21 protein-coding genes are annotated in these 19,861 nt (G+C 39.3%); 10 read left to right on the forward strand and 11 right to left on the reverse strand.

All coding sequences use genetic code 11. From position 1 onward, the window contains the following. Nucleotides 1-304: 304 nt before the first annotated feature. Complete coding sequence (locus tag CJ483_RS02490; RefSeq protein WP_120031610.1) at nt 305-742, reverse strand: YusW family protein; 438 nt, start codon at nt 740-742, stop codon at nt 305-307. Nucleotides 743-995: 253 nt separating this feature from the next. Then, nucleotides 996-2,483 carry a glycoside hydrolase family 55 protein gene (locus tag CJ483_RS02495; RefSeq protein WP_259455542.1) on the reverse strand — a complete coding sequence of 496 codons (1,488 nt, stop codon included), beginning with the start codon at nt 2,481-2,483 and terminating at the stop codon, nt 996-998. 283 nt (nt 2,484-2,766) lie between these two features. Here CJ483_RS02495 and CJ483_RS02500 point away from each other — a divergent pair, with 283 nt between their 5' ends. From CJ483_RS02500 to CJ483_RS02520, 5 genes are all read left to right on the forward strand, one after another. Then, the gene (locus tag CJ483_RS02500; RefSeq protein WP_120031612.1) at nt 2,767-3,762 is read left to right on the forward strand and encodes a glycosyltransferase family 2 protein; all 996 of its coding nucleotides are present in this window, start codon (nt 2,767-2,769) and stop codon (nt 3,760-3,762) included. Beyond that, nucleotides 3,701-4,090 carry a GtrA family protein gene (locus CJ483_RS02505; protein ID WP_120031614.1) on the forward strand — a complete coding sequence of 130 codons (390 nt, stop codon included), beginning with the start codon at nt 3,701-3,703 and terminating at the stop codon, nt 4,088-4,090. Before CJ483_RS02500 ends, CJ483_RS02505 begins: the two co-directional genes overlap by 62 nt. After that, nucleotides 4,087-6,696: a YfhO family protein gene (locus CJ483_RS02510; protein ID WP_120031616.1), complete on the forward strand. Its 2,610-nt coding sequence runs from the start codon at nt 4,087-4,089 to the stop codon at nt 6,694-6,696. The genes CJ483_RS02505 and CJ483_RS02510 overlap by 4 nt, the downstream gene beginning before the upstream one ends. Before the next feature lie 70 nt (nt 6,697-6,766). Further along, complete coding sequence (locus tag CJ483_RS02515) at nt 6,767-7,093, forward strand: YflT domain-containing protein (protein ID WP_120031618.1); 327 nt, start codon at nt 6,767-6,769, stop codon at nt 7,091-7,093. 300 nt (nt 7,094-7,393) lie between these two features. Next, nucleotides 7,394-8,128 (forward strand): CBS domain-containing protein, encoded by a 735-nt coding sequence (locus tag CJ483_RS02520; protein ID WP_120031620.1) that lies wholly within the window; start codon nt 7,394-7,396, stop codon nt 8,126-8,128. A gap of 340 nt (nt 8,129-8,468) precedes the next feature. Here the strand turns inward: CJ483_RS02520 and CJ483_RS02525 are convergent, their stop codons facing one another. Then, nucleotides 8,469-9,134, reverse strand: coding sequence for a C40 family peptidase (locus CJ483_RS02525; RefSeq protein ID WP_120031622.1), 666 nt, complete (start codon nt 9,132-9,134; stop codon nt 8,469-8,471). A gap of 198 nt (nt 9,135-9,332) precedes the next feature. Between CJ483_RS02525 and CJ483_RS02530 the strand changes: the two genes are divergently transcribed. Further along, nucleotides 9,333-10,931: a multicopper oxidase family protein gene (locus tag CJ483_RS02530; RefSeq protein ID WP_120031624.1), complete on the forward strand. Its 1,599-nt coding sequence runs from the start codon at nt 9,333-9,335 to the stop codon at nt 10,929-10,931. A 151-nt stretch (nt 10,932-11,082) separates the two neighbouring features. Here CJ483_RS02530 and CJ483_RS02540 read toward each other — a convergent pair whose 3' ends face one another. Further along, on the reverse strand, nt 11,083-11,937 hold the full coding sequence (locus CJ483_RS02540) for a helix-turn-helix transcriptional regulator (protein WP_120031628.1): 855 nt from the start codon (nt 11,935-11,937) through the stop codon (nt 11,083-11,085). A gap of 122 nt (nt 11,938-12,059) precedes the next feature. On the opposite strand from CJ483_RS02540, the gene fabF reads away from it, so the two are divergent. Continuing rightward, nucleotides 12,060-13,295: a beta-ketoacyl-ACP synthase II gene (gene fabF, locus CJ483_RS02545; RefSeq protein ID WP_120031630.1), complete on the forward strand. Its 1,236-nt coding sequence runs from the start codon at nt 12,060-12,062 to the stop codon at nt 13,293-13,295. A 170-nt stretch (nt 13,296-13,465) separates the two neighbouring features. On the opposite strand, the gene CJ483_RS02550 is transcribed toward fabF, so the two are convergent. Next, nucleotides 13,466-13,954 carry a PaaI family thioesterase gene (locus CJ483_RS02550; protein WP_120031632.1) on the reverse strand — a complete coding sequence of 163 codons (489 nt, stop codon included), beginning with the start codon at nt 13,952-13,954 and terminating at the stop codon, nt 13,466-13,468. Nucleotides 13,955-14,093: 139 nt separating this feature from the next. On the opposite strand from CJ483_RS02550, the gene CJ483_RS02555 reads away from it, so the two are divergent. After that, nucleotides 14,094-14,546: a hypothetical protein gene (locus tag CJ483_RS02555; RefSeq protein ID WP_120031634.1), complete on the forward strand. Its 453-nt coding sequence runs from the start codon at nt 14,094-14,096 to the stop codon at nt 14,544-14,546. A 64-nt stretch (nt 14,547-14,610) separates the two neighbouring features. Here CJ483_RS02555 and CJ483_RS02560 read toward each other — a convergent pair whose 3' ends face one another. The 4 genes from CJ483_RS02560 to CJ483_RS02575 all read right to left on the reverse strand — a co-directional run bounded on the left by CJ483_RS02560 (nt 14,611) and on the right by CJ483_RS02575 (nt 16,366). Next, nucleotides 14,611-14,868 (reverse strand): DUF2533 family protein, encoded by a 258-nt coding sequence (locus CJ483_RS02560; RefSeq protein WP_120031636.1) that lies wholly within the window; start codon nt 14,866-14,868, stop codon nt 14,611-14,613. Nucleotides 14,869-15,062: 194 nt separating this feature from the next. Continuing rightward, nucleotides 15,063-15,380: a hypothetical protein gene (locus CJ483_RS02565; RefSeq protein ID WP_142927205.1), complete on the reverse strand. Its 318-nt coding sequence runs from the start codon at nt 15,378-15,380 to the stop codon at nt 15,063-15,065. A gap of 64 nt (nt 15,381-15,444) precedes the next feature. Then, a complete protein-coding gene (locus CJ483_RS02570) occupies nt 15,445-15,882 on the reverse strand; it encodes a GNAT family N-acetyltransferase (protein ID WP_120031640.1) in 438 nt (145 codons plus the stop codon). Nucleotides 15,883-16,021: 139 nt separating this feature from the next. Beyond that, nucleotides 16,022-16,366: a DnaD domain protein gene (locus CJ483_RS02575; protein ID WP_182916940.1), complete on the reverse strand. Its 345-nt coding sequence runs from the start codon at nt 16,364-16,366 to the stop codon at nt 16,022-16,024. A gap of 396 nt (nt 16,367-16,762) precedes the next feature. Here CJ483_RS02575 and CJ483_RS02580 point away from each other — a divergent pair, with 396 nt between their 5' ends. Next, entirely contained in the window at nt 16,763-17,359 is a 597-nt protein-coding gene (locus tag CJ483_RS02580; RefSeq protein WP_120031645.1) for a class I SAM-dependent methyltransferase, read from the forward strand. A gap of 212 nt (nt 17,360-17,571) precedes the next feature. On the opposite strand, the gene CJ483_RS02585 is transcribed toward CJ483_RS02580, so the two are convergent. Further along, nucleotides 17,572-17,904: a zinc ribbon domain-containing protein YjdM gene (locus tag CJ483_RS02585; RefSeq protein WP_120031647.1), complete on the reverse strand. Its 333-nt coding sequence runs from the start codon at nt 17,902-17,904 to the stop codon at nt 17,572-17,574. Between the two features lie 85 nt (nt 17,905-17,989). Then, nucleotides 17,990-18,880, reverse strand: coding sequence for a LysR family transcriptional regulator (locus CJ483_RS02590; RefSeq protein ID WP_120031649.1), 891 nt, complete (start codon nt 18,878-18,880; stop codon nt 17,990-17,992). Nucleotides 18,881-19,034: 154 nt separating this feature from the next. Here CJ483_RS02590 and CJ483_RS02595 point away from each other — a divergent pair, with 154 nt between their 5' ends. Continuing rightward, nucleotides 19,035-19,736 carry a class I SAM-dependent methyltransferase gene (locus CJ483_RS02595; RefSeq protein ID WP_120031651.1) on the forward strand — a complete coding sequence of 234 codons (702 nt, stop codon included), beginning with the start codon at nt 19,035-19,037 and terminating at the stop codon, nt 19,734-19,736. Nucleotides 19,737-19,861: the final 125 nt, after the last annotated feature.

The raw sequence follows: 19,861 nt of genomic DNA on the forward strand, positions 1-19,861 counted from the left end.
GCTAATAGCCCCTTTATGTGATTATTTTTCCACCTCCTATGAATATACTATAATTTTTGTTAAATAACTATCACTATTTTAGTGGTTTTTCAGGCATTCATCTTTATATGTAGTTATTTTTTCATTCGCCTTCTATGCACAAACTCATACATTCCTACCATCCACTCCAAACACAGAAAATCCCATAGCAAAAATGTCAGGACAAAGCTCTATGGCCTTGCCCTGCTGGACAACAACACCCGATCTCCCTTGCCTGGCCAAACAATAAAACCAATCTGCCCTTTAAGGAGCAGATTGGTGGCAATTACCGGCTATATTTCTTCTCTGTACCGCCTGTGAAATCAATATCCACTTCTACAGATTTGGCATCTTTAGGAATATCGAATGCTTCTTCTACACTTCGCAATACTTCATCATCAGGGGTGGTATCGTTAAAAGTAAAGGAGGAAAATATTTCATCCAATGCGTTCATCGCTTGATCGCCGGTTAAATTTTGATTGTTCGTTTTATTCACATAAGATGCTTCTGTTCCCTCTTTATCCTGCTCGTAGCTGACATCAATCGCATCGTCCGCTCCGTCCATGTCCACATCAAGATCAAAGCTGGTAAACGGGTAAGTGGCGTTAGCCCCTTCTCCTTTTACTGGCGCTTTATCGGGTTGATTTTGGGCCTCATCTTTGTTGGCACAAGCGGCAAGTGGAAGAGCTATGATCAATAAGAAGATTGAAATGACCCCTTTCATGCTGTTCACTCCTTTCAAGGCTGATTCTTTTTCTTATCTCCTTATTCTTCCGTTTCTATTCATTAGTGTTTTGACTCATCCCCTGAAAAAGCCATCTCATATCCCTCGGCCACAATATTTTTGAGCACGGCTGTCGAGGTATCCGCTTGACAACCGCATATCCCTCCTTGCTTTTTTGCCCGCACATTTTGAACGGTTGCTTTTTTGACACCAGCCCCAATTAGGATCCCGGTTTTCGCTGACTGATCGATTGTCACATGTTTAATATGAACATCATCCGCTCTTTGCCCCCGCCGAATACTTTAATATCAACAGATGCTTTTTTAAAGTCTTTGATATGCAGATGATGGAGGTGGACATTTCGAGACCGGTATTGGATAGCAATAACCGGCTGCTTTTTATAATCATAATTCGGGTCTCCGATCACAGCGAAATGATTAATCATTACATTCTTATAAGCCGAAACAACCAACGCTCTTGGTGTAGAATTTCGGTAGAGCGCCGTCCTTATAGGAGCAATAGAAACAAGCCGGGCAGCGGAAATATTATAAGCGGTAAGGGATTCCGGATCTGCCGCGCTATGATGGCCAATATGCCTGAAGTTAAAGGAGCGGTTGTCGTTTACTGAAAGATGCCCTACAATATGAACGTTGTTAGCAGCAGACGAGTTATGATGGGCTTTTATTTCTACTCCCCCGAAACATCTAGCTGTTGAATTGTTGAGCAGCCAAATATTTCTTGAACCGTCATCTACTTCAATGCCGTTTGAATTAGAAAATCCTTCTTTGTGTCCTTTTCCGCTTGGATCACACATGTGGGAATTAGAAATAAAAATGAAATCACTATGGTGGGTTGTGATGCCATCATCTCCGAAACCATATCCCTGAAGGCCATCCAGCCAAACGTACTTACTACCTCCCCGTGCTCTTGTGCCATCGCCAGAGTAACTATATTTTGTAGATGAAATATCAAAGCAATGTAGCCCGGGGTTGATTGCTTTCACTTTCTTTACCCAACCATAGGACACATGGGCATAAGTGAGACAACTGGATCGATTGCCACCTGTGCTTGTACGTGGAATATCTCCAAGACGCTCTACATTCCAGTCCAGGGTCATATTCTCCACACATAGATGGTGGTTTCCCTTTTTATGGTCTGCATTTGTAACGAGCCAACTGCTTTTCGGCGCCTGATCATGAAGTCTTAAAATCGTTTGCTCTTCCCCTTCCCCGACAAGGTGGGTGAAAGAGGGAAGTCGGATTTCTTTTACGAGAAAGGTTCCTTTCGGGATATATACTTTTACCTTTCCTTTTCCAATTGCTTTTCGAAAGGCTTCGGTACAATCCGTTACTCCATCTCCGACAGCTCCATAGTCTATCACATTTACCTCCCGGTTCATTTGTTTCGACAAAATCGTATACTCTTTATCCAATAAATCTTTCCAAGCCGGAAAGACATTGCCCCTTTCGTCTACTAACGTTTCTGAAGAAACAACCGGCTTAACGCGCTCCGCCGGCAAAAGAAGATTAATAAAAAAAGCTGTTGCCTTTTGAAATAAGCCGCTAATAGAGAAAGATCGTGGTGCCTCTTTATTCGAAGGAAATGGATAGCGTTTTTTATATTGGGCGAATAAATTATTTGTTTCTTGAACAATCTGTTTTATAGATGGGCTATTATGGAAAAACTGAGAGATCAGCTTATCGTTTTTGGAAGGATCATGATTTTTAGTTAAATTGAACATTTGCTTTCACCTGTCCTTTTGAAGATCTTTTATCATTGCTATAAAATTTACCCTTGTTTTTCGAATAAAATCAAGCCGAAAACAATTCTCTTCGACTTTAAAAGGATTAAAAAAGCGAAAACAGGGTATATGTCCGTTTGACAGAATTTATACAAATCGACTGATATTATGTCAGATTTATCATTATTTTCTTTTCATTTTTCTGTCAATTTAGGGCATACATAAAAAGAATCTACCCTTTGCACAACAGAATTAATTTTATGAAGAGAAGAGGCGGAGAAGTGTGAATACCATTTCAATCATCATACCAGCTTATAATGAGGAAGATAACATTTCATTAGTTTACGAAAGCATCAAAAAGGAATTTACAAAGTTAGCGTATGATTTTGAAATTTGTTTTATTAACGATGCAAGCACTGATAACACGTTAAAAGAAATTAAACAGCTTGCAGCAAAAACACCTAAAGTTAAATTTATTTCTTTCTCCCGCAATTTCGGAAAAGAGGCCGCTCTGCTCGCTGGTTTACAGCATGCTAACGGCCGTGCTGTCATCATTATGGATGCAGATTTGCAGCACCCTCCCTTTTTAATTCCTAAATTGCTGAAAGGTTACGAAGAAGGATTTGATCAAGTAATTGCACGGCGAAACCGCAATGGGGAGCCTGCTCTAAAAAAGTTTTTTTCTTCTACGTACTACAAGCTCATCAACCATATTGTAGATGTCCAATTAGAAGACGGGGTCGGCGATTTCAGACTACTGAGCGAAAAAGCTGTCCAAGCTGTTCTGTCATTAAATGAAGGGCAACGTTTTTCCAAAGGACTCTTCTCATGGATTGGCATGAATCAAAAAGTCATTGATTATAACAATGTGTTAAGAAAAAATGGTGAAACAAAATGGTCCTTTTCCAAATTGTTGAACTATGGACTCGATGGGTTTATCTCATTTAACAACCGGCCACTCAGGTTATGTTTCTACTCGGGAGCTGTTGTTTTATGTCTCGCACTTATTTATAGCGCCATTACATTTGTTCAAATTTTAAATAATGGCATTGACGTACCCGGGTATTTTACAATCATCACAGCGGTCCTCATTTTAGGAGGGATTCAACTCGTGAGTCTCGGTGTGATTGGTGAATATATCGGCCGTATCTATTATGAGACAAAAAAACGGCCGCCTTATTTAATTCAGGAAACAAATTTTATGAACGGAGCGCAATATGAGAAAAACAAGCCAAGAATTTATCAGATTCGTCATAATCGGGGGAATCAATACCTTTAATTACTATGCTGTCTATTTAATGCTTCACGTACTTGTTGGCTGGATGTATATGCCATCCCACGTACTGGCTTTTTTAGTCAGCTTCGTCCTTTCTTTCTTTTTAAATTCTTATTTTACATTTAAGGTGAAGCCCACATTAGCGAAATTTTTAAAGTTTCCGCTCTCACAAGCTGTTAACTTTACAGTGTCTTCTCTTTTTATGTATGTATTTATTGAATACTTCCAGATCAACAGCATGATCACTCCCATCTTGGCTGTATTCGTTGCCTTGCCCGCTACTTTTATCGTTACGAGCAAAATTTTGAAAAAAGAGAGTGTTAGTGCATGAGAAAAAAAAGTGTCATCGTTGTTATTATTAGCAGTCTGCTTTTATCAGCGGCTGCTCATTTCTTTTTTATTCAGGATTGGTTGGATGGACGATTTATGATTGGGCCGAACGACGGTTTATCACAAATGATCCCCTTCAAAAAATTTATTTATGATCAGTACAGTCACGGGAACTTTTTCTACTCCTGGGCATTTGGGTTAGGTGGCGGATTTTACAGTCAGCTCGCCTATTATTTTTCCACTTCTATCATTTTTCTGCTCACCGCAGCAATTGTTTATTTATTAGAAACCATAGGGCTGATTTCTCCGCCCGATTTATTATTCTGGGCAAATACCGTATTGATTGTAAGCATAATAAGACTTGCCCTCGTTATCTCAGCGGCTGCCTTCACATTTAAATACATGGGCATCCGCCTGTCTGCTGCTTTCACCGGAGCGGCAGTGTACGGTTTGACTGTCATGTATTTTCGCCATGTTGTTTACTGGGAATTTTTTACTGATGCCATGCTCTGGCTGCCTCTTCTCGTGTTAGGCACAGAAAAAATTATCCGTGAAGGAAAACCCGGATGGTTTATTGCTTCCTGGTCACTGATGTTTTTCAATAATTTTTATTTTGCCTATATCCACCTAATCTTTTTGTTTATTTATATATTGTTTCGCTGGATAGTTCCTTTATCACAGGAAGAATACTCGAAACGAAAACAGCTTGTTCTCTTTTTCACGGCCGGCCTTGTCAGTTTTTGTATAAGTGCGATCTCTTTTATCCCGGCTGTTTATGGATTTCTTAATAATTATCGGCCTGCTTATGAAGCAGACATTCCTTCTTTTCTTATCACAGACAACATTTTATATGCCAGTAAATATATTATCTTGCCAGCGATCCTGTTATTGTTTCTGTTTGTTCCTTCTTTATACAAGGTTCGTACATATCGATTTTTCGCCTTGCTGACCTTTTTACTAGTCGTGCTTCACTTTAGCCCATTAGCAGCAAGTGCATTTAATGGCTTTTCGGCTCCACAATATCGCTGGGAATATTTACTTTCCTTTACTGCAGGTGGCTGTGTAGCCGCCGGCTTGCAATCCTTATATAAGATTCGTATCCACCAACTGCTTTTATCCATAACGATTTCCTTTGGCATTTATTTGTCTGCAGGACAGGCCATGGCCTATATCATCGGACCGGTTCTTACTGCTTTATTTGAACAGCAGATGGACATCGTTATGCAATTGTTTTTCCTGGTGGCCTTTCTGCTCTTTCTTTATGTATGGACAAAGAAGACGGTTTTCCTCGTTGTCCTGCAGCTTGCTGTTGTCGCTTCAGGCCTTTTGGTCGTCAATACGTATCAGCAATTGATCATGTCGGATGAATTCGCTGTTGACCGGGTCTCCCGTGATTTTTTGCAGGACCCTAAATACAATGGGGCTGAACAGCAACGCCTGATTGATAAAGTTCAGCGTTCCGAACAAGACCCACTGACAAGAATTGATTGGATGAATGATCTTAGAAACAATACTCCCATTGTTCAAAATTTCAACGGAACAAGCTTATATTCAAGCATCTTTAATGAAGAGCTTCTCTTCTTCTACTGGCATGATTTGCAGATTGATATGGGACGCGAGAGTGTAAGCCGCTATGCTACTTTAGGCAACCGGGCGAATCTTTACAGTTGGCTGCAAACAAAATACTGGATGAGAAAAAAAGAGCAGGCGGCCAATGCTCCGTATGGTTTTGTCCCCTTTGCGGAATCAGCCCACTATACCGTATTTAAAAACACGCTGACTCTTCCTTTCGTGAGGACTGCCCGCCAGGTATTTTATGAGGAGGATTTGAAAAAACGCTCTCCAATGGAGAAGGAGCACGCCATGCTTTCTGGTGTTGTTTTGGAGAAAAAGAACGGTACTAGCCATTTTCTGGCCCCAGAAAAAAATACAATCGGAGAAGCGGATATTCAGGCAGTAAATGCCACATACAAAAACGACAAATTAAAAGTTACCAAAAACGATGGCGGCATTGTGATTACCCCGCACAAGTCTTCTAAGGAAACGAAGGATTATTATGTCGAGTTTTATATAAGAAATGTTCATGGCAAAGGCTTTGCCTTAAAAGTTAATAATTATCGAACGACGAGGAAGCCGGCTGCCTCTATTTATAAAACAGGCATCCAAACCGTCGTCATTCGTATTCCAAAGGAGAAACAAATTGCTCTTCGCCTTCCTAAAGGCACCTACGAACTGAAAAGCTTGAAGTTGTTTGAAGAGGATTATAAAGAGCTCCATCAAGCTGCAGCTAAAAAAATAAAGCAGCCTGAAATAAACTGGGATAAAAACAAAGTCTCTATTGACTATCAAAACGAAACTGGTGAACGGTATATGGTATTGCCGATTCCGTACGAAAAAGGCTGGAAGCTAAAAATAAATAATGAACCAAAGGAAATAGAAAAAGCCAACTTTGCCTTTACCGGGTTCCCTTTAGAAAAAGGGAACAATCATATCCAGCTTATCTATCGGCCGCCTTTCTTTTCCTTATCTGTTGCTTTGCTCATTTTTGGAGTGGCCGGAGCTGTCTGGCTAGTTAGAAGACATTCCGACAAAGAAAAATCGCACTGAACTTTCTATGTTTAGAGCTGGGAGTTTGATGGTAAACATATAGAGAATACAAAATCAGGAGGCAGATACAATGGTTACAACAAAAACAGTAGAGAATGCAGTACAAGCAAAAAGTGAGATTGAAGGCTTACTCTCTCAAGGCTATTCTTTAGATAACGTCTATCTCCTTGCCCATGACGAACATCGTGGAGAAGACATAGCTGAGGCTCTTCATACAAATGAAGTGGGCATGAAAGAACAAGGTGTATTGAATAGCATGACTAATATCTTTAAGTCTCGTGGCGATGAGTTACGAAGCAAAATGAAGTCACTCGGCCTATCTCAACAAGAAGCGGACACATACGAAAAAGAATTGGATAAAGGAAAATTAGTCCTGATCGCTAACAAACAACAGTAATAACAGCCCAACGAAAAAAGCTGTCATAGAGTGGAATATTCCCTCCATGACAGCTTTTTCTGACGTATTTTGCGGCGGAAAGCCGTCTGGCCACATCCAGACGTTCTGCCAAACAGCAGACTTTCCGACTTACGCAAATTAGCTCATCGCTTGATTACTATAACATACTTTTGCTGTTTTCAGCAATCTTTTTTATTTTTTCATGTACTCGCTCATAATTCACCTATAGAGCGGGTAAGGATAAACTACATTCAGCTTTTTAATGATAATAAGCTGTAAGTTAGCAAAGGAGAAAAAAGAATGGGAAAAGAGACAAAAACTAATGATGAGTTATCTGAACGCTTTGAAGCTGCTTTTAATCGAATACACAACAGACTCAAGGCAACAGTAAAACAAAGTGAAAGCGATGCTTTTATGGAGCTGCTTCATATAAGTGCACGCAATCATGCAAGCGTCCGTGCCCACCTTGACGAATTGAAGCAGTACGCTAAATTGAGAAACGCCATTGTTCACCAAAAGACAGAAGCGGATTACTACATAGCTGAGCCTCATCAAGAAATTGTTGAGCGCATTGAGCAGATCGACAAAATGTTATCAGAGCCGGCAGAAGCGATGTCGATCGCCTCCTCCCCCGTTCATATCGTCGAACCGGATACTCCGCTTGTACAAGTGCTAGAAATGATTCGCGATGATCAAATCAATGAATATCCTGTATATGAAAAAGGAAAATACCAGGGCTTGTTAACTGGAAAAGAAATATTGAAATGGATGGCCAACACGCATGCTGAGGGAAAAATCAACATTGCTAACGTCCAAGTAAAAGATGTCCTGCCTGAGCAAAATGATTATTTTCTTTCCTTCGTCAAACGAGATGCCAATATTTTTGACATTGAATACACTTTTGAAGAACACCAGTCTCTCAATAAAAAGCTGGAAGCTGTCCTCATTACTCCAGAGGGCGGATCAGATGAACTACCGGTCGGCATTATTACTTCCTGGGACTTAACAAAAAACAATGATGTGATTCTTGAGTAATAATAAGCTGGGTGATCTTCAACGAGCTTTGTTCAAGAAAAATTATTTTATTCAACGGCAAATGATTTAACAAAAGTGGGTACTCTTGCAGTGCTCACTTTCATCTAATTCGGACTCTCTTTAAGTAGGAAGTATTCCCTTTGCAGATAAACTACCTGAATTCTCTTTATAAGATAGAAACTAAAAATCTGTTTCAGCTTCTTCTGTTCATCCCAGCAAACAGCTCGCGGAAATAAAAGCGCTTGCTTATACAACTATTTTTCGGGTTTTATTTGTCGATATTACTCGAAAAGTTATCAATAAAAATACCCTATTCTTATTGAAGAATAGGGTATTTTTATTAATATGTTTTTGCACCTATGTAACGCTTAGACCAATATGAACTCTTAAGAGAGCTGATGGTCACTCCAGCTGAAGTAGAGCTATGTATAAATTGATTGTTGCCGAGATAAATACCGGCATGTGATGCGCCTTTTTGATATGTTTCAAAGAACACAATGTCTCCCACTTTTGGGCTGCTCGTTCTCTTTCCTGCAGAATAAATACCAGCTACTGTTCTTGGCAAGGAGATCTTTGCACTGTTTTTATAAACATAAGTCAAAAATCCACTGCAATCAAATCCTGAAGGCGTAGCGCCTCCCCACTTGTAAGGAACGCCTATAAACTTTTTGGCATAAGCTACTGTGCTCGTTTTGCTAGAAGCACTTGCCGTTGACTTTGATGTTGTTTTCCCCAGCACCCTAAATGTGTTTTTTCCTACGATGCCATCCGCTGTCAGCCCGTTAGCTTTTTGCAGCCTAATGACTGCTGATTTTGTTAAAGGTCCAAAGGTTGTATCCAGTGAAGACTTGTAATATCCCTTTGCTTTTAACACTTGCTGCAATTCCTTTACATCCGAATGTTTCATCCCGCTTTTCAAAGTCTGATCACCTAAGGCTGCTTCCCCTGCAGCCGGGCTCGCTAGTAAAGCGCCAGCCATCGTTGCTGCGATTATCCATTTTCTCACTCTTTTTCCCTGCTTTCTATGTATTTTCTATTTTTCTCTTATTTTAACATCGAAAAATGTCTAATATATTTTAATTACATTACAAATATATTAAACGTTTGGAAATCATTTCATTATTTAATTTCCTTTCTCTAAAGTGGTTGCATAATATGTAGCGAGGCAAAAGGCTTTAATTCAGAAAAGAAGGTGGAAGCACAATTGAGCAAAAGAGTAAACCCCGCAGATCCAAATACTATCCCTAAATTTGTGGAACAAGTAAGAAAGCCCCCTGTAGCCAGGCCAACTATCGGCGATTCCTATTATGAAATAAAGATAAAAGAAACAAAGCATCAATTTCATCCCGCTTTTTCACGCACAACGATTTGGGGATATAACGGCATCAGTCCAGGACCAACCATTGAAGCGAAAAAAGGGAAGTATTTGGAAGTAAGGTGGTTGAATCATCTTCCCAAAAAACATTTTCTTCCTATTGATCACACCTTACATGGAGCAGCGGGCAATCCAGAAGTCAGATCTGTCGTCCATCTTCACGGAGCAAACGTTGATTGGGAAAGTGACGGTCATCCAGAAGCCTGGTATACAAATGATTATGAAATTACCGGCCCGATGTTTAGAAGAAAAATCCACACCTATACGAATCATCAGCAAAGTGCAACCCTCTGGTATCATGATCACAGCATGGCTCTCACACGGTTAAATGTCTATGCTGGGCTTGCCGGATTTTATTTACTCCGTGATTCTCAGGAGGAACGGCTCAATTTACCAAAGGGCAATTATGAGATTCCTTTAATGATTCAGGATCGCTCTTTCAACGAAGACGGCTCTCTCTTTTATCCAGATACACCGAACCCTAATTTGCCGGTCTTTCCTTCTATCGTTCCTGGATTTCTTGGAGAAACGATCACCGTAAACGGTAAAGTTTGGCCGTACTTGCGAGTAGAGCCCCGCAAATATCGTTTTCGTATTTTAAACGCCTCTAATAGAAGAGAATATAATTTCAGCCTGTCCAACAATGGATCGTTCTATCAGATTGGTACAGATGGCGGCTTACTATCCAACCGGACAGAAATTAGTTCATTTGAATTGCTGACAGCTGAAAGAATGGACCTGGTCATTGACTTTTCTAAATGGAAAGGAGAATGTATTACCCTTCTTAATACGAACGAGGCTGTGGACAGTCACACAAGATCGGTTATGCAATTTCGTGTAGATTTGCCGCTAAGGGGCGAAGACACAAGCGAAGTGCCTGAAAGATTATACCCAAACATGGACCTGCATGAACACATGGCTCATACTATCCGTCATTTGCCATTAAGTGTCTCTTTCGATAAATACGGGCGGCTCATGTTTATGCTGGACGGAAAAATGTGGCATGATCCAGCAACTGAAAAGCCTTCGCTGGACAGCATTGAAGTCTGGAATATTATTAATGCCACTCCGGTTGCGCATCCCATTCATATTCACCTGGTACAATTTAAAATTCTCGAGCGACAGCCCTTTAACCTGGAACGATTTAATCAAACAGGAGAAATAGAATTTACAGGCCCGGCGGAAAAAGCGCGGATTTATGAGCAAGGATGGAAAGACACAGCTAAGGCGGATGCAGGGATGGTTACGAAGCTAATTATGCACTTTAAAGAACACACCGGAAATTATGTATGGCATTGCCATTTCCTTGAGCACGAAGATCATGATATGATGCGACCGGTTCGTGTTATTACCGACGCTCATCCTGTTGCTCCCCCTCATAAAGATGAAGAGCCTCATGCTAGCAGGGACCCGTCAGATGACAGTTAGTACACGACAGCAAAAGGGGTTCAGAATGGTCTTATTCTGAACCCCTTTTGGACTTTTAAAACAGGTATAGTGATCTAAATTTGTCAACCCTGCTGATTGAAATGAAAAGCGAGAAGGCTCACCGCCCGCCTCGCCTGGAAATGAAATTACTTTATTCATTTTCAATGGAAACCCTCTTCATTAATCGCTTTAATTTATTTTCTGTATCTGTTTCCTCTACTGGTGTATAGATACTGCACCGTAAATCTGCCTCCCCTTGAACTTGAAGAGAAGTTAAATTAAACAACATTTTGCCTGCTTTAGCATGTCTGAATTCAATTATCATTTCTGGAGCCTTGCTTACTTGACTTTCTTGCCATAAATCTCGGAATGTTGGATGCGAACGGCTCATTTCTTCAATAAATTGGTTGTACCATTCATCGCCTAAGTAGTGTCCATAATAGGTACGGAAAATGGCAAGAAACCCTTTAGCGAAATGTTCCCAATTGACGGCCAATGCCTTTAGTTCTTTTCTATTGAACACTAAACGGATCAAATTTCTTTGATCATTCGGTATTTGTCCGAAATTTAAAAAAACATGGGCAGCTGCAGGATTCCAGCCTACAATATGGCAATATCGATCCGTAATAATAGTCGGACAATAGGTTAATTCAGCTAGTATTCGCTTTAAAGAAGGGCTAAGCTCTGATTGATTCTTTTTTTGATGGGTAATTTCTGATTTTCCCTCTAATGCCAGATCGTATAAGTAGTCTCTTTCGTCATTGTTTAATTGTAAAGCTGTAGAAATACAATCTAGTACGATTGAAGAAACCTTAATATCTCTTCCTTGCTCTAGCCATGTGTACCAAGTGGTACTTACTCCTGCTAATTGGGCAACTTCCTCCCTCCGTAATCCCGGTGTCCTTCTCCGTGTTCCAGCAGGTAAACCAATAGACTCTGGCTTAATTTGGGCTCGCTTAGTTTTCAAAAATGTCGACAAAGCTTCCAGCCTAGTTTTATCATTCATTTTTAAAACTCCTCATCATATCAATTTAGCCTATTAGTATTTATACCAGGATAAATACTCACTTGTAATAGGATAACTGAACTGTAAAATACAAGTATATTATTGATTGAGGGGGATGAAAAGTGGAAAGAGTCGTGATTACCGGTATGGGAGTGGTATCTCCTATAGGAAACAACATCCAAACATTTTGGAACAATCTGATTAATGGGAAATCTGGTATATCCCCTATTGATACATTTGATGTGGCTAATCATAAGACAAAAATTGCAGGTATCGTCCAAGATTTTGATGCCAATGAAGTTTTAGGGGGGAAAGAAGCAAAACGTTTAGATCGCTTTTCTCAATTTGCTTTAGCTGCAGCTGAACAAGCTTGGGCGGATTCCGAGTTAGCCCTCGATCGTATAGATGTAGAAAAGTTAGGCGTATACGTAGGGTCAGGTATAGGAGGAATTGCCACTTTAATTGAAAATATTGATGTGCTTAGACAGAAGGGGCCAAGAAGAGTCAGCCCAACTTTAGTACCTGCCATGATTTCTAATGCTGCTGCTGCACAAATTAGTATCAAGTGGAACGCGATGGGCCCCTCCTTGTCACCTGTTTCTGCCTGTGCAATTGGCAATACAGCTATTGGTGAAGCCTTTAGACTCATTCGTTCTGGAGAGGTTGACGTTATGTTTGCGGGTGGAACAGAGGCAGCGATAACAGACCTATCAATAGCCAGCTTTGGCAATGCGACAGCCTTATCAACAAGAAACGATGATCCCACTAAAGCTAGTCGTCCATTTGATGACAATCGAGATGGGTTTGTCATGTCAGAAGGAGCTGGAATTCTAATCTTAGAATCTTTATCTTATGCTTTGCAAAGAGAGGCAAAGATTTATGCAGAAGTCATCGGATATGGTGCAAGTTCAGATGCACATCATATCGTAGCTACACATCCTGAAGGTAAAGGGGCCTATCTTGCAATGAGAGCAGCTTTAAAAAATGCCGATATATCGCCTGAAGAAATTGACGTTATTAGTGCCCATGCAACAAGTACAAAAGTCGGGGACATCTCTGAAACGATGGCTATCAAGCAGCTGTTCGGGAAGCAAGCCTATCAGATTCCAGTAACAGCTAACAAATCTATGCTTGGTCATATGTTAGGAGCAGCTGGTGGGGTGGAAGCCATTGCTTTAGCAATGAGTTTGAAGGAAGGGATCATTCCTCCAACAATTAACCTAGAAAATCCCGATTCATTATGCGATCTTGATTATGTACCATCTGTTGCTCGCCAAGTGAAAATAAATACGGGGCTATCTAACTCATTTGGTTTCGGAGGTCACAATGCAGCTATTATTTTAAAGAAATATGAATGAATAAACTTTCTTTCGTCCATCTAACCATTTTTTCTAAAAGTTGAATTGTATAACTGTCGTTTTTCAAACCACTTTATTATTACTTAACAGCAAACTCAACATTCATTGATTTTCTCTGCAGTCTAAAAGGAGAATTCGTGGAAGAATTCTCCTGATTTAATTTATTGCTATTAATCTTGCTTATTTACAAAGCTACTGGGCATGACGACCGCTACTACTTCTCCCCGAGCACAAAGTACATCGTTGGCAAACACTTCCGTGTGCACTTTCCATTTCTTCGGATGAACCTCTTCTACTTTTCCCACTGCCTTTAATGGGACACCTTGCGGAGTGGGCTTGATAAAGTCTACTTGTAAGGAGCCTGTGACAAATCGCGGCAGTTCAGCTCCATCTCCTAATTCGTGGCCATTTTTACGGTGCAGAGCTAAGGAAGCTGAACCTGTCCCATGACAGTCAATCAATGAGGCGATAACCCCTCCGTAGACAAAACCCGGAATGGCTGTATGATCCTTCTCTGGTGTATACACGGTTACGGTCTGTTCCCCTTGCCAGCCCGTCCGAAAATGATGCCCTTCTTCATTTAGCCGGCCGCATCCATAGCACCACGCAAAATCGTCTGGATACTCATCCTGAACTGCTTTTATTATTGTTTCTTCCATCTTCATCCCCCTTTTTCAGAATAGTATAGCATATTCCAAATACATTTATATTTAAATAAGTGATAATAATTACAAAATTGGTTTTTTGTAGTAAATTAAACCTTATCATCACGTTGAAAGGAGTTTCACTGTTAATCGTATGAAGAAAAAATGGAGAGCTGTATTTTTCACGTTTACTGCAGGCTTTCTTTTAATCATTGGTGCAATTTTGGCTTTTCCAGAATGGGTTTTCCCAGAATTATCTCCTACCTATGTACAAACTCTTGAAACAAACTGGGGACTATTACTTCCTCCGCCAAATAAGGAACGAGTGATAAAGAATACGAGAGAATTTCATGGCGACGGAGATGCGATTACAGAATTACAGTATCAGCAAGCAAGTGACATCCAATCTATCAAGCATCTTTCTGCTTCTTGGATTAGCGGTAAAGAGTTTAAGGAATTAAAAAATCAATTTCCTGTTTGGATTAGCGATCTCCTAACGGAAGTTGATAACGAGGCAATTTATTTTTATCTGAGAAAAGCTGGCTCGGATTACATCGTTTTTGAACTAAAAGGAAATAAAGTTACGGTTTATGAGTCATATATCTAGCCTACATGATCTTTATTTAATGAAAAACCGTTCCAATATTAGCTTTGGAACGGTTTTTCATTCATCACTTTAAAGTTTTTACATATTCATCAACCATCTCTGGCGTTACTAGTTTACGGCTAGGTATCAGCCTCTTGTTTGCAAGAATATTAATTTGCTCGGTAATCTCATTAATACGGTCGGTTGTGAAATTCTTTCCTGCTTTGCATAACTCTACAGCTTCCTGAATATAAGCCTCTCTTTGCTGATCCAAGTCGGCAAACTCTTTGTATAATTGATTTTGCTTTTGCGCATGAAGCGTAAGGTCCTTATGTACACTCATTCTTTTTCACTCCTATAATTAAAATGGAATCTATCTCTTATCTTAACAAGTTCACTGAAAATACAGAAGATGCAAATGATCATTTTGTAACTATTCGAAAAGCATAGGTAGCGTCTCCTTCTTTCCAATTTGCATGAATCACATAGATAAACGCTCCTTTTTCTTTAAGTAACATAATCTTATTATGTTTTACTTTAATAAGTTGGTCGCTTCCATCCTTCCATATGAGAAGGAGAATAATTAAATTTGATAACTACATTGGAGCCTGCCGGAACAGTAGAATAATCTATGTTTTTAACAAGTTCCTCCGGTCCAGCAGTATCAGCTTCTACCCCTTTGCCATTTTGACTCCAAGAATAAGACCCAATTTGATATTCAACCTTTTCTTTTCCTGCCGCTATCACCGGCTTAGTCGGCTCGGGCATGCCGAATTGACAGGCTGCCAGAAAACGGGCAGAAGAACGGCTACCATTATTTTTTTCATTCGTTTCTCCTATTTTTTTCCGCAACATTTTGTTGATTTTCTCTTTCCAGTCTATCGGATAGATGATAAAAGAGATCCTGTATAGCTCGCTTTCATACATTCAAGCTCATTGTTACATGCCTAATAGAGAAACCCAATTTTTCATATAATTTGATGGCGTGGTTTCCTAAAAAAGCACTTAAACGAATCTCAGAATAACCGTTCAGCTTTAAATGATTAATAGCCTCCATTAACAGCGGTTCTGAAAAGCCCCTTCCTCTAAATGTTTCCTTAATGAACAGTTCATAGATAAAGCCAATCGGCGTGTCAGAGAATTGGTCTTCACTTGTGCCGAATAACACCCAACCCGCTAACTCTTCTCCTTCCACTACTATTAAGTAGGAGCAGCCTTTTTTCAACAGCGGTTCTATAAGTTGCTCTACTTTTTTATTTGTCGGTTTTACTTTCCTTAATGTCCCTTCGTATACTGCTTGCGGAGACCGGGCTATGATTTCTTCCACCTCCAAGTTTGACGGCTTTCGGATTTCCACATGCGTTCCCTCCCACCATTTCTCAAGTTATAAAAGTTTAATAGAAAAAAACCCCCCGATCGGAAGAGGCTTTTGCTTTACGGATGTCATTTTCTTCGTCCAATAGTAAATAACATTTAATTAACTGCTTGTCTGCTTTCTATGCCCACTTTTTATCTGCATTCCCTCTCCTGTAAGTTCGTTTCCACGCGCGGTATTGCCTGTGCTCTTTTCGGGAAAAGATAATTGCCTGTTCAATAGTGGTTACTTCATACTCTAACCAGTGACTGGCAATCTTCTTAATTAATCTGCCGTTTAGTCTCATGCCGTTAACAAGCAATACAAACTCCAGCAGTACATTTATTACTCCTTTGTTTAATCCCAAATCGTTTAGTTCCTCTAAAATCTTTAGGTCGTGCGAAGTTGCTTTCTCGTATTTGTTTCGTTCAAGTACTTCAATAGGCGTCAAAGTTTCGAACTTCCTGACCAATTCTTCACTTATCACACCCTCACTCCCCTCTTTGTCCACAATTGTAACATATATCCATTTTCTATGCTTGTTTAAGCTCCATTCATTCAATTAAGAACTGGCTATATGATATTTTTGGGGAAGGGAATTTCCTACACAAATATACTTTTAAAAAATCTTTTTATACTCTTTCAACCGTATCAGTCCCTTAATAAACTTTGCTTTCCGCCCCTTTCTCCTCTCTTTAACATCCTTTGTATTTGAAACGACAGAAACATAGGCTAGTTTTCGTTTATCTAAATTCACTGTGTAATCCTTACTCGACTGACGGCAAGATAGTTGAACAAAAAATAAAAAATGGAACGTATATCATTTTCTATCGTATTAAGTAAACGATATATAGAGTTAGATGTAATGAAAGGAGGTATAGAATTGAACTTGTTAAATAAGTTAATAGAACAAGCTAAGAATCCTAATGGGATTTTAGGTTCATTTATGTTAAGGATAATGAACTCTGCTCATATTGAAATGAACAAATGGGCTGTGGAGAAGATAAAAGTAAGAGAAGAATCTGTAATGTTGGATGTAGGTTGTGGCGGAGGGAAGACCCTGCAATTACTGTCAGACATTAATACATATGGAAAGATATATGGTATAGATTATTCCGAACAGGCAGTGAAAGACTCTATAAGAGCTAATAAGGTAGATGTAGAAACAGGTAAAGTACACATTCAACAAGCAAGCGTGACGAACATTCCGTTTCCCGAAAATAGTTTTGATATTATCACTGCTTTTCAAACACATTACTTTTGGCCGGATTTAGAAAACAGTGTAAAAGAGGTTTTTAGAGTATTGAAACAAGAGGGCTGTTTCTTCATTATTGCCGAGATATACAAAATTAATTATCATATGAAAACCTATAAAACAAAGGAAGATATGGAGCAACTGTTTAAAAAAACGGGGTTTAACACAGTAGAGTTTTATGTAAATCCAAATAAAAAATGGATATGTATTAAAGGAACTAGATAATGCAAAAAATAAATCAATTAATAAACATTCTTAATCAACTGAGTTGAACAAATATGGGGGAACCTCTGATTAATAGGATTTTCCTTAATTATTATGCAAATATCCACAATAAGATGTAACGGAGCCTATATTTTAAAAGGCTTTCTTTTATAGGAATAAAGAAAGAGCATCCATCAAGTTTTCTTATGGATGCCTTTTCTTTTAGTTGCTTTTTATGCTTTCTTAACGAATTGTGATTTTAATTTCATGGCTCCAAAACCCTCGATTTTACAATCAATGTCATGGTCTCCATCCACTAGCCGGATATTTTTCACCTTTGTACCTATTTTGAGCACAGAGGAACTTCCCTTCACTTTAAGATCTTTTATAACAGTGACCGTATCGCCATCGTTCAGGACATTCCCGTTGGCGTCTTTGATTACCTTCTCCTCTTCCTTTTCCCTCTCTCTCGTCCATTCATGGGCGCATTCTGGACAGATAAAAAGAGCTCCATCTTCATAAGTATACGTTGAATTGCATGTCGGACAATTTGGCAAGGCTGGCATTATTGTTTCCCCCATTCAATCGTTGTTCTATTTTTCTTTATAAGAATACCTCACGTATCTTTATCCTGTCATAAGCTTCTCTTATTTACAACCTGTTCTCAGCAAAAGCCGTTTTTAATGCAGTGACAAATTTCTTTGATTCTGGTGTTTCTATTTTAGTCACGATATAAGTGAAGGATGCAGGCGGTACAATTTTGTCCTGCTGCACTTCAGTCACTCGTTTCGTTTCTAGTTCCTCTTTCACCATAGACAGCGGTAAATAAGAAATTCCTAACCCTTCCTCAATCAACCGCTTAGTCACTTCGATTTGAGTGACAGGCATGATGCGAACTGTTGGGTAATGCTTTTTAATTACCGGTAAGAGATATTCCCAATAGGAAGGATGATTATTAGTTAAAAGCCGATATGAATGGAGAAGATCCTCCTCGCTCCTATCGTCTCTGTCTTGACAAGCCTTTTTACCCGATGGTGCGACAAGAATCACCGGGTCTTGATGAACTGTTTCATAACCTAACCCCATTCGATTTGACTTTAGTCTTGACAGTCCGACATCTGCCTGTCCACTGCTTACTTCTCTTTCTATATGAAAGGAGCTGACTACATTGATAATCACTTCAATATCAGGATGCTCTTCTATGAAAAAACGCAAGAAAGAAGGAAATACGGAGGCAGCAATTTGCGGAGCAACAGCGATCGTCAGCTTTTGATTATATCCTTGCTTCCATCCTTCAAATGACTCGATTTCCGCTTCATACTTCTCGACGATTTCTATAGCAGATGAGAGAAACTTATAACCAGCAGAAGTGAGAAAAATGCTTTTTCCTCTCCGTTCAAACAATGCCACATTTAAATAACTTTCCAGCCTTTTTATATGCTTTGTTACAGCTGGCTGTGTTAAAAAAAGTTCTTCTGAAGCTTTGCGGAAATTTTCATATTTTGCCGCTGCCACAAATGTTTTTAACCACTTTATATCCATTTAATTTTCCAACCTTCTTATTGATAACTGTTGGTTATTGATAACGAACTGTTTTGTTAATTTTCATTATACTCTAATTATTTTATAATTCATATCACACCAGTTATTTATACCGTTTGAGCTACTCTACTCAAAGGACGAGGAGGAACTGTAAATGAATCAAACTAAAAAGCACTTACAAGAAAAATTTAATGAGAACGCTCCCCACTATGATGAGCAAAGAAAAAAATTAATCCCTTGTTTTGATGATTTTTATTCTATTCCTTTATCAATTATAGAAACAACCAAGGAAGCTCCCGCCGTGCTTGACATAGGAGCGGGCACAGGATTATTCTCTTCCTTCGCAAAGGAAAGGTATCCTGACGCACAGATTACCCTTATCGACCTGTCTGAAAAAATGATGGACGTCGCTAAAGAACGATTTAGGAAGGATAAAAAAATTGATTATATTATCGCTGATTATACAGAATATAAGTTTGATCAAAAATTTGATATCATTATCTCCTCTCTTTCCATTCACCATTTAAGAGATGTTGAAAAGAAAAAATTGTATAAAAAGATTTTTACCTGGCTTCATGAAGATGGCATGTTCCTCAATGCAGATCAAGTTCTTGGGCATACACCTTTTATTGAATCACTCTATCAAAATGACTGGAAACATAAAATTGAAGCAAGCGGTTTAACGAAAGCAGAAATTCAAGCAGCTTATGAGCGTACAAAGCTCGATAACATGGCGACATTAGAAGATCAAATAAGCTGGTTACAAGAAAGCGGCTTTACGGATGTAGACTGCCTATATAAATATTTTAATTTTGTCGTATTGTATGGCAGAAAAGCCCTCTCTCAAGAGCCGTGACAAGTATTTCTACGCTGGTTTGTATTTCTTCTCAACGAACCATACATTAAAAGGCTTGGAAAAAGGTTGGGCATTTCTCCCTCCTTTTTCCAAGCCTTTGATTTTTTATTCAGCCAATGTGAGGT

The sequence above is a fragment of the Bacillus sp. PK3_68 genome (assembly GCF_003600835.1).
Lineage (GTDB): Bacteria > Bacillota > Bacilli > Bacillales > Domibacillaceae > Pseudobacillus.

Excerpts from the sequence above, each read along its gene's own strand:
- CJ483_RS02490 (WP_120031610.1), bottom strand. The coding sequence starts at position 742 with ATGAAAGGGGTCATTTCAATCTTCTTATTGATCATAGCTCTTCCACTT.
- CJ483_RS02495 (WP_259455542.1), bottom strand. The coding sequence starts at position 2,483 with ATGTTCAATTTAACTAAAAATCATGATCCTTCCAAAAACGATAAGCTG.
- CJ483_RS02505 (WP_120031614.1), top strand. The coding sequence starts at position 3,701 with ATGAGAAAAACAAGCCAAGAATTTATCAGATTCGTCATAATCGGGGGA.
- CJ483_RS02510 (WP_120031616.1), top strand. The coding sequence starts at position 4,087 with ATGAGAAAAAAAAGTGTCATCGTTGTTATTATTAGCAGTCTGCTTTTA.
- CJ483_RS02515 (WP_120031618.1), top strand. The coding sequence starts at position 6,767 with ATGGTTACAACAAAAACAGTAGAGAATGCAGTACAAGCAAAAAGTGAG.
- CJ483_RS02520 (WP_120031620.1), top strand. The coding sequence starts at position 7,394 with ATGGGAAAAGAGACAAAAACTAATGATGAGTTATCTGAACGCTTTGAA.
- CJ483_RS02540 (WP_120031628.1), bottom strand. The coding sequence starts at position 11,937 with ATGAATGATAAAACTAGGCTGGAAGCTTTGTCGACATTTTTGAAAACT.
- CJ483_RS02550 (WP_120031632.1), bottom strand. The coding sequence starts at position 13,954 with ATGGAAGAAACAATAATAAAAGCAGTTCAGGATGAGTATCCAGACGAT.
- CJ483_RS02555 (WP_120031634.1), top strand. The coding sequence starts at position 14,094 with ATGAAGAAAAAATGGAGAGCTGTATTTTTCACGTTTACTGCAGGCTTT.
- CJ483_RS02560 (WP_120031636.1), bottom strand. The coding sequence starts at position 14,868 with ATGAGTGTACATAAGGACCTTACGCTTCATGCGCAAAAGCAAAATCAA.
- CJ483_RS02565 (WP_142927205.1), bottom strand. The coding sequence starts at position 15,380 with ATGTTGCGGAAAAAAATAGGAGAAACGAATGAAAAAAATAATGGTAGC.
- CJ483_RS02585 (WP_120031647.1), bottom strand. The coding sequence starts at position 17,904 with ATGCCAGCCTTGCCAAATTGTCCGACATGCAATTCAACGTATACTTAT.
- CJ483_RS02590 (WP_120031649.1), bottom strand. The coding sequence starts at position 18,880 with ATGGATATAAAGTGGTTAAAAACATTTGTGGCAGCGGCAAAATATGAA.
- CJ483_RS02595 (WP_120031651.1), top strand. The coding sequence starts at position 19,035 with ATGAATCAAACTAAAAAGCACTTACAAGAAAAATTTAATGAGAACGCT.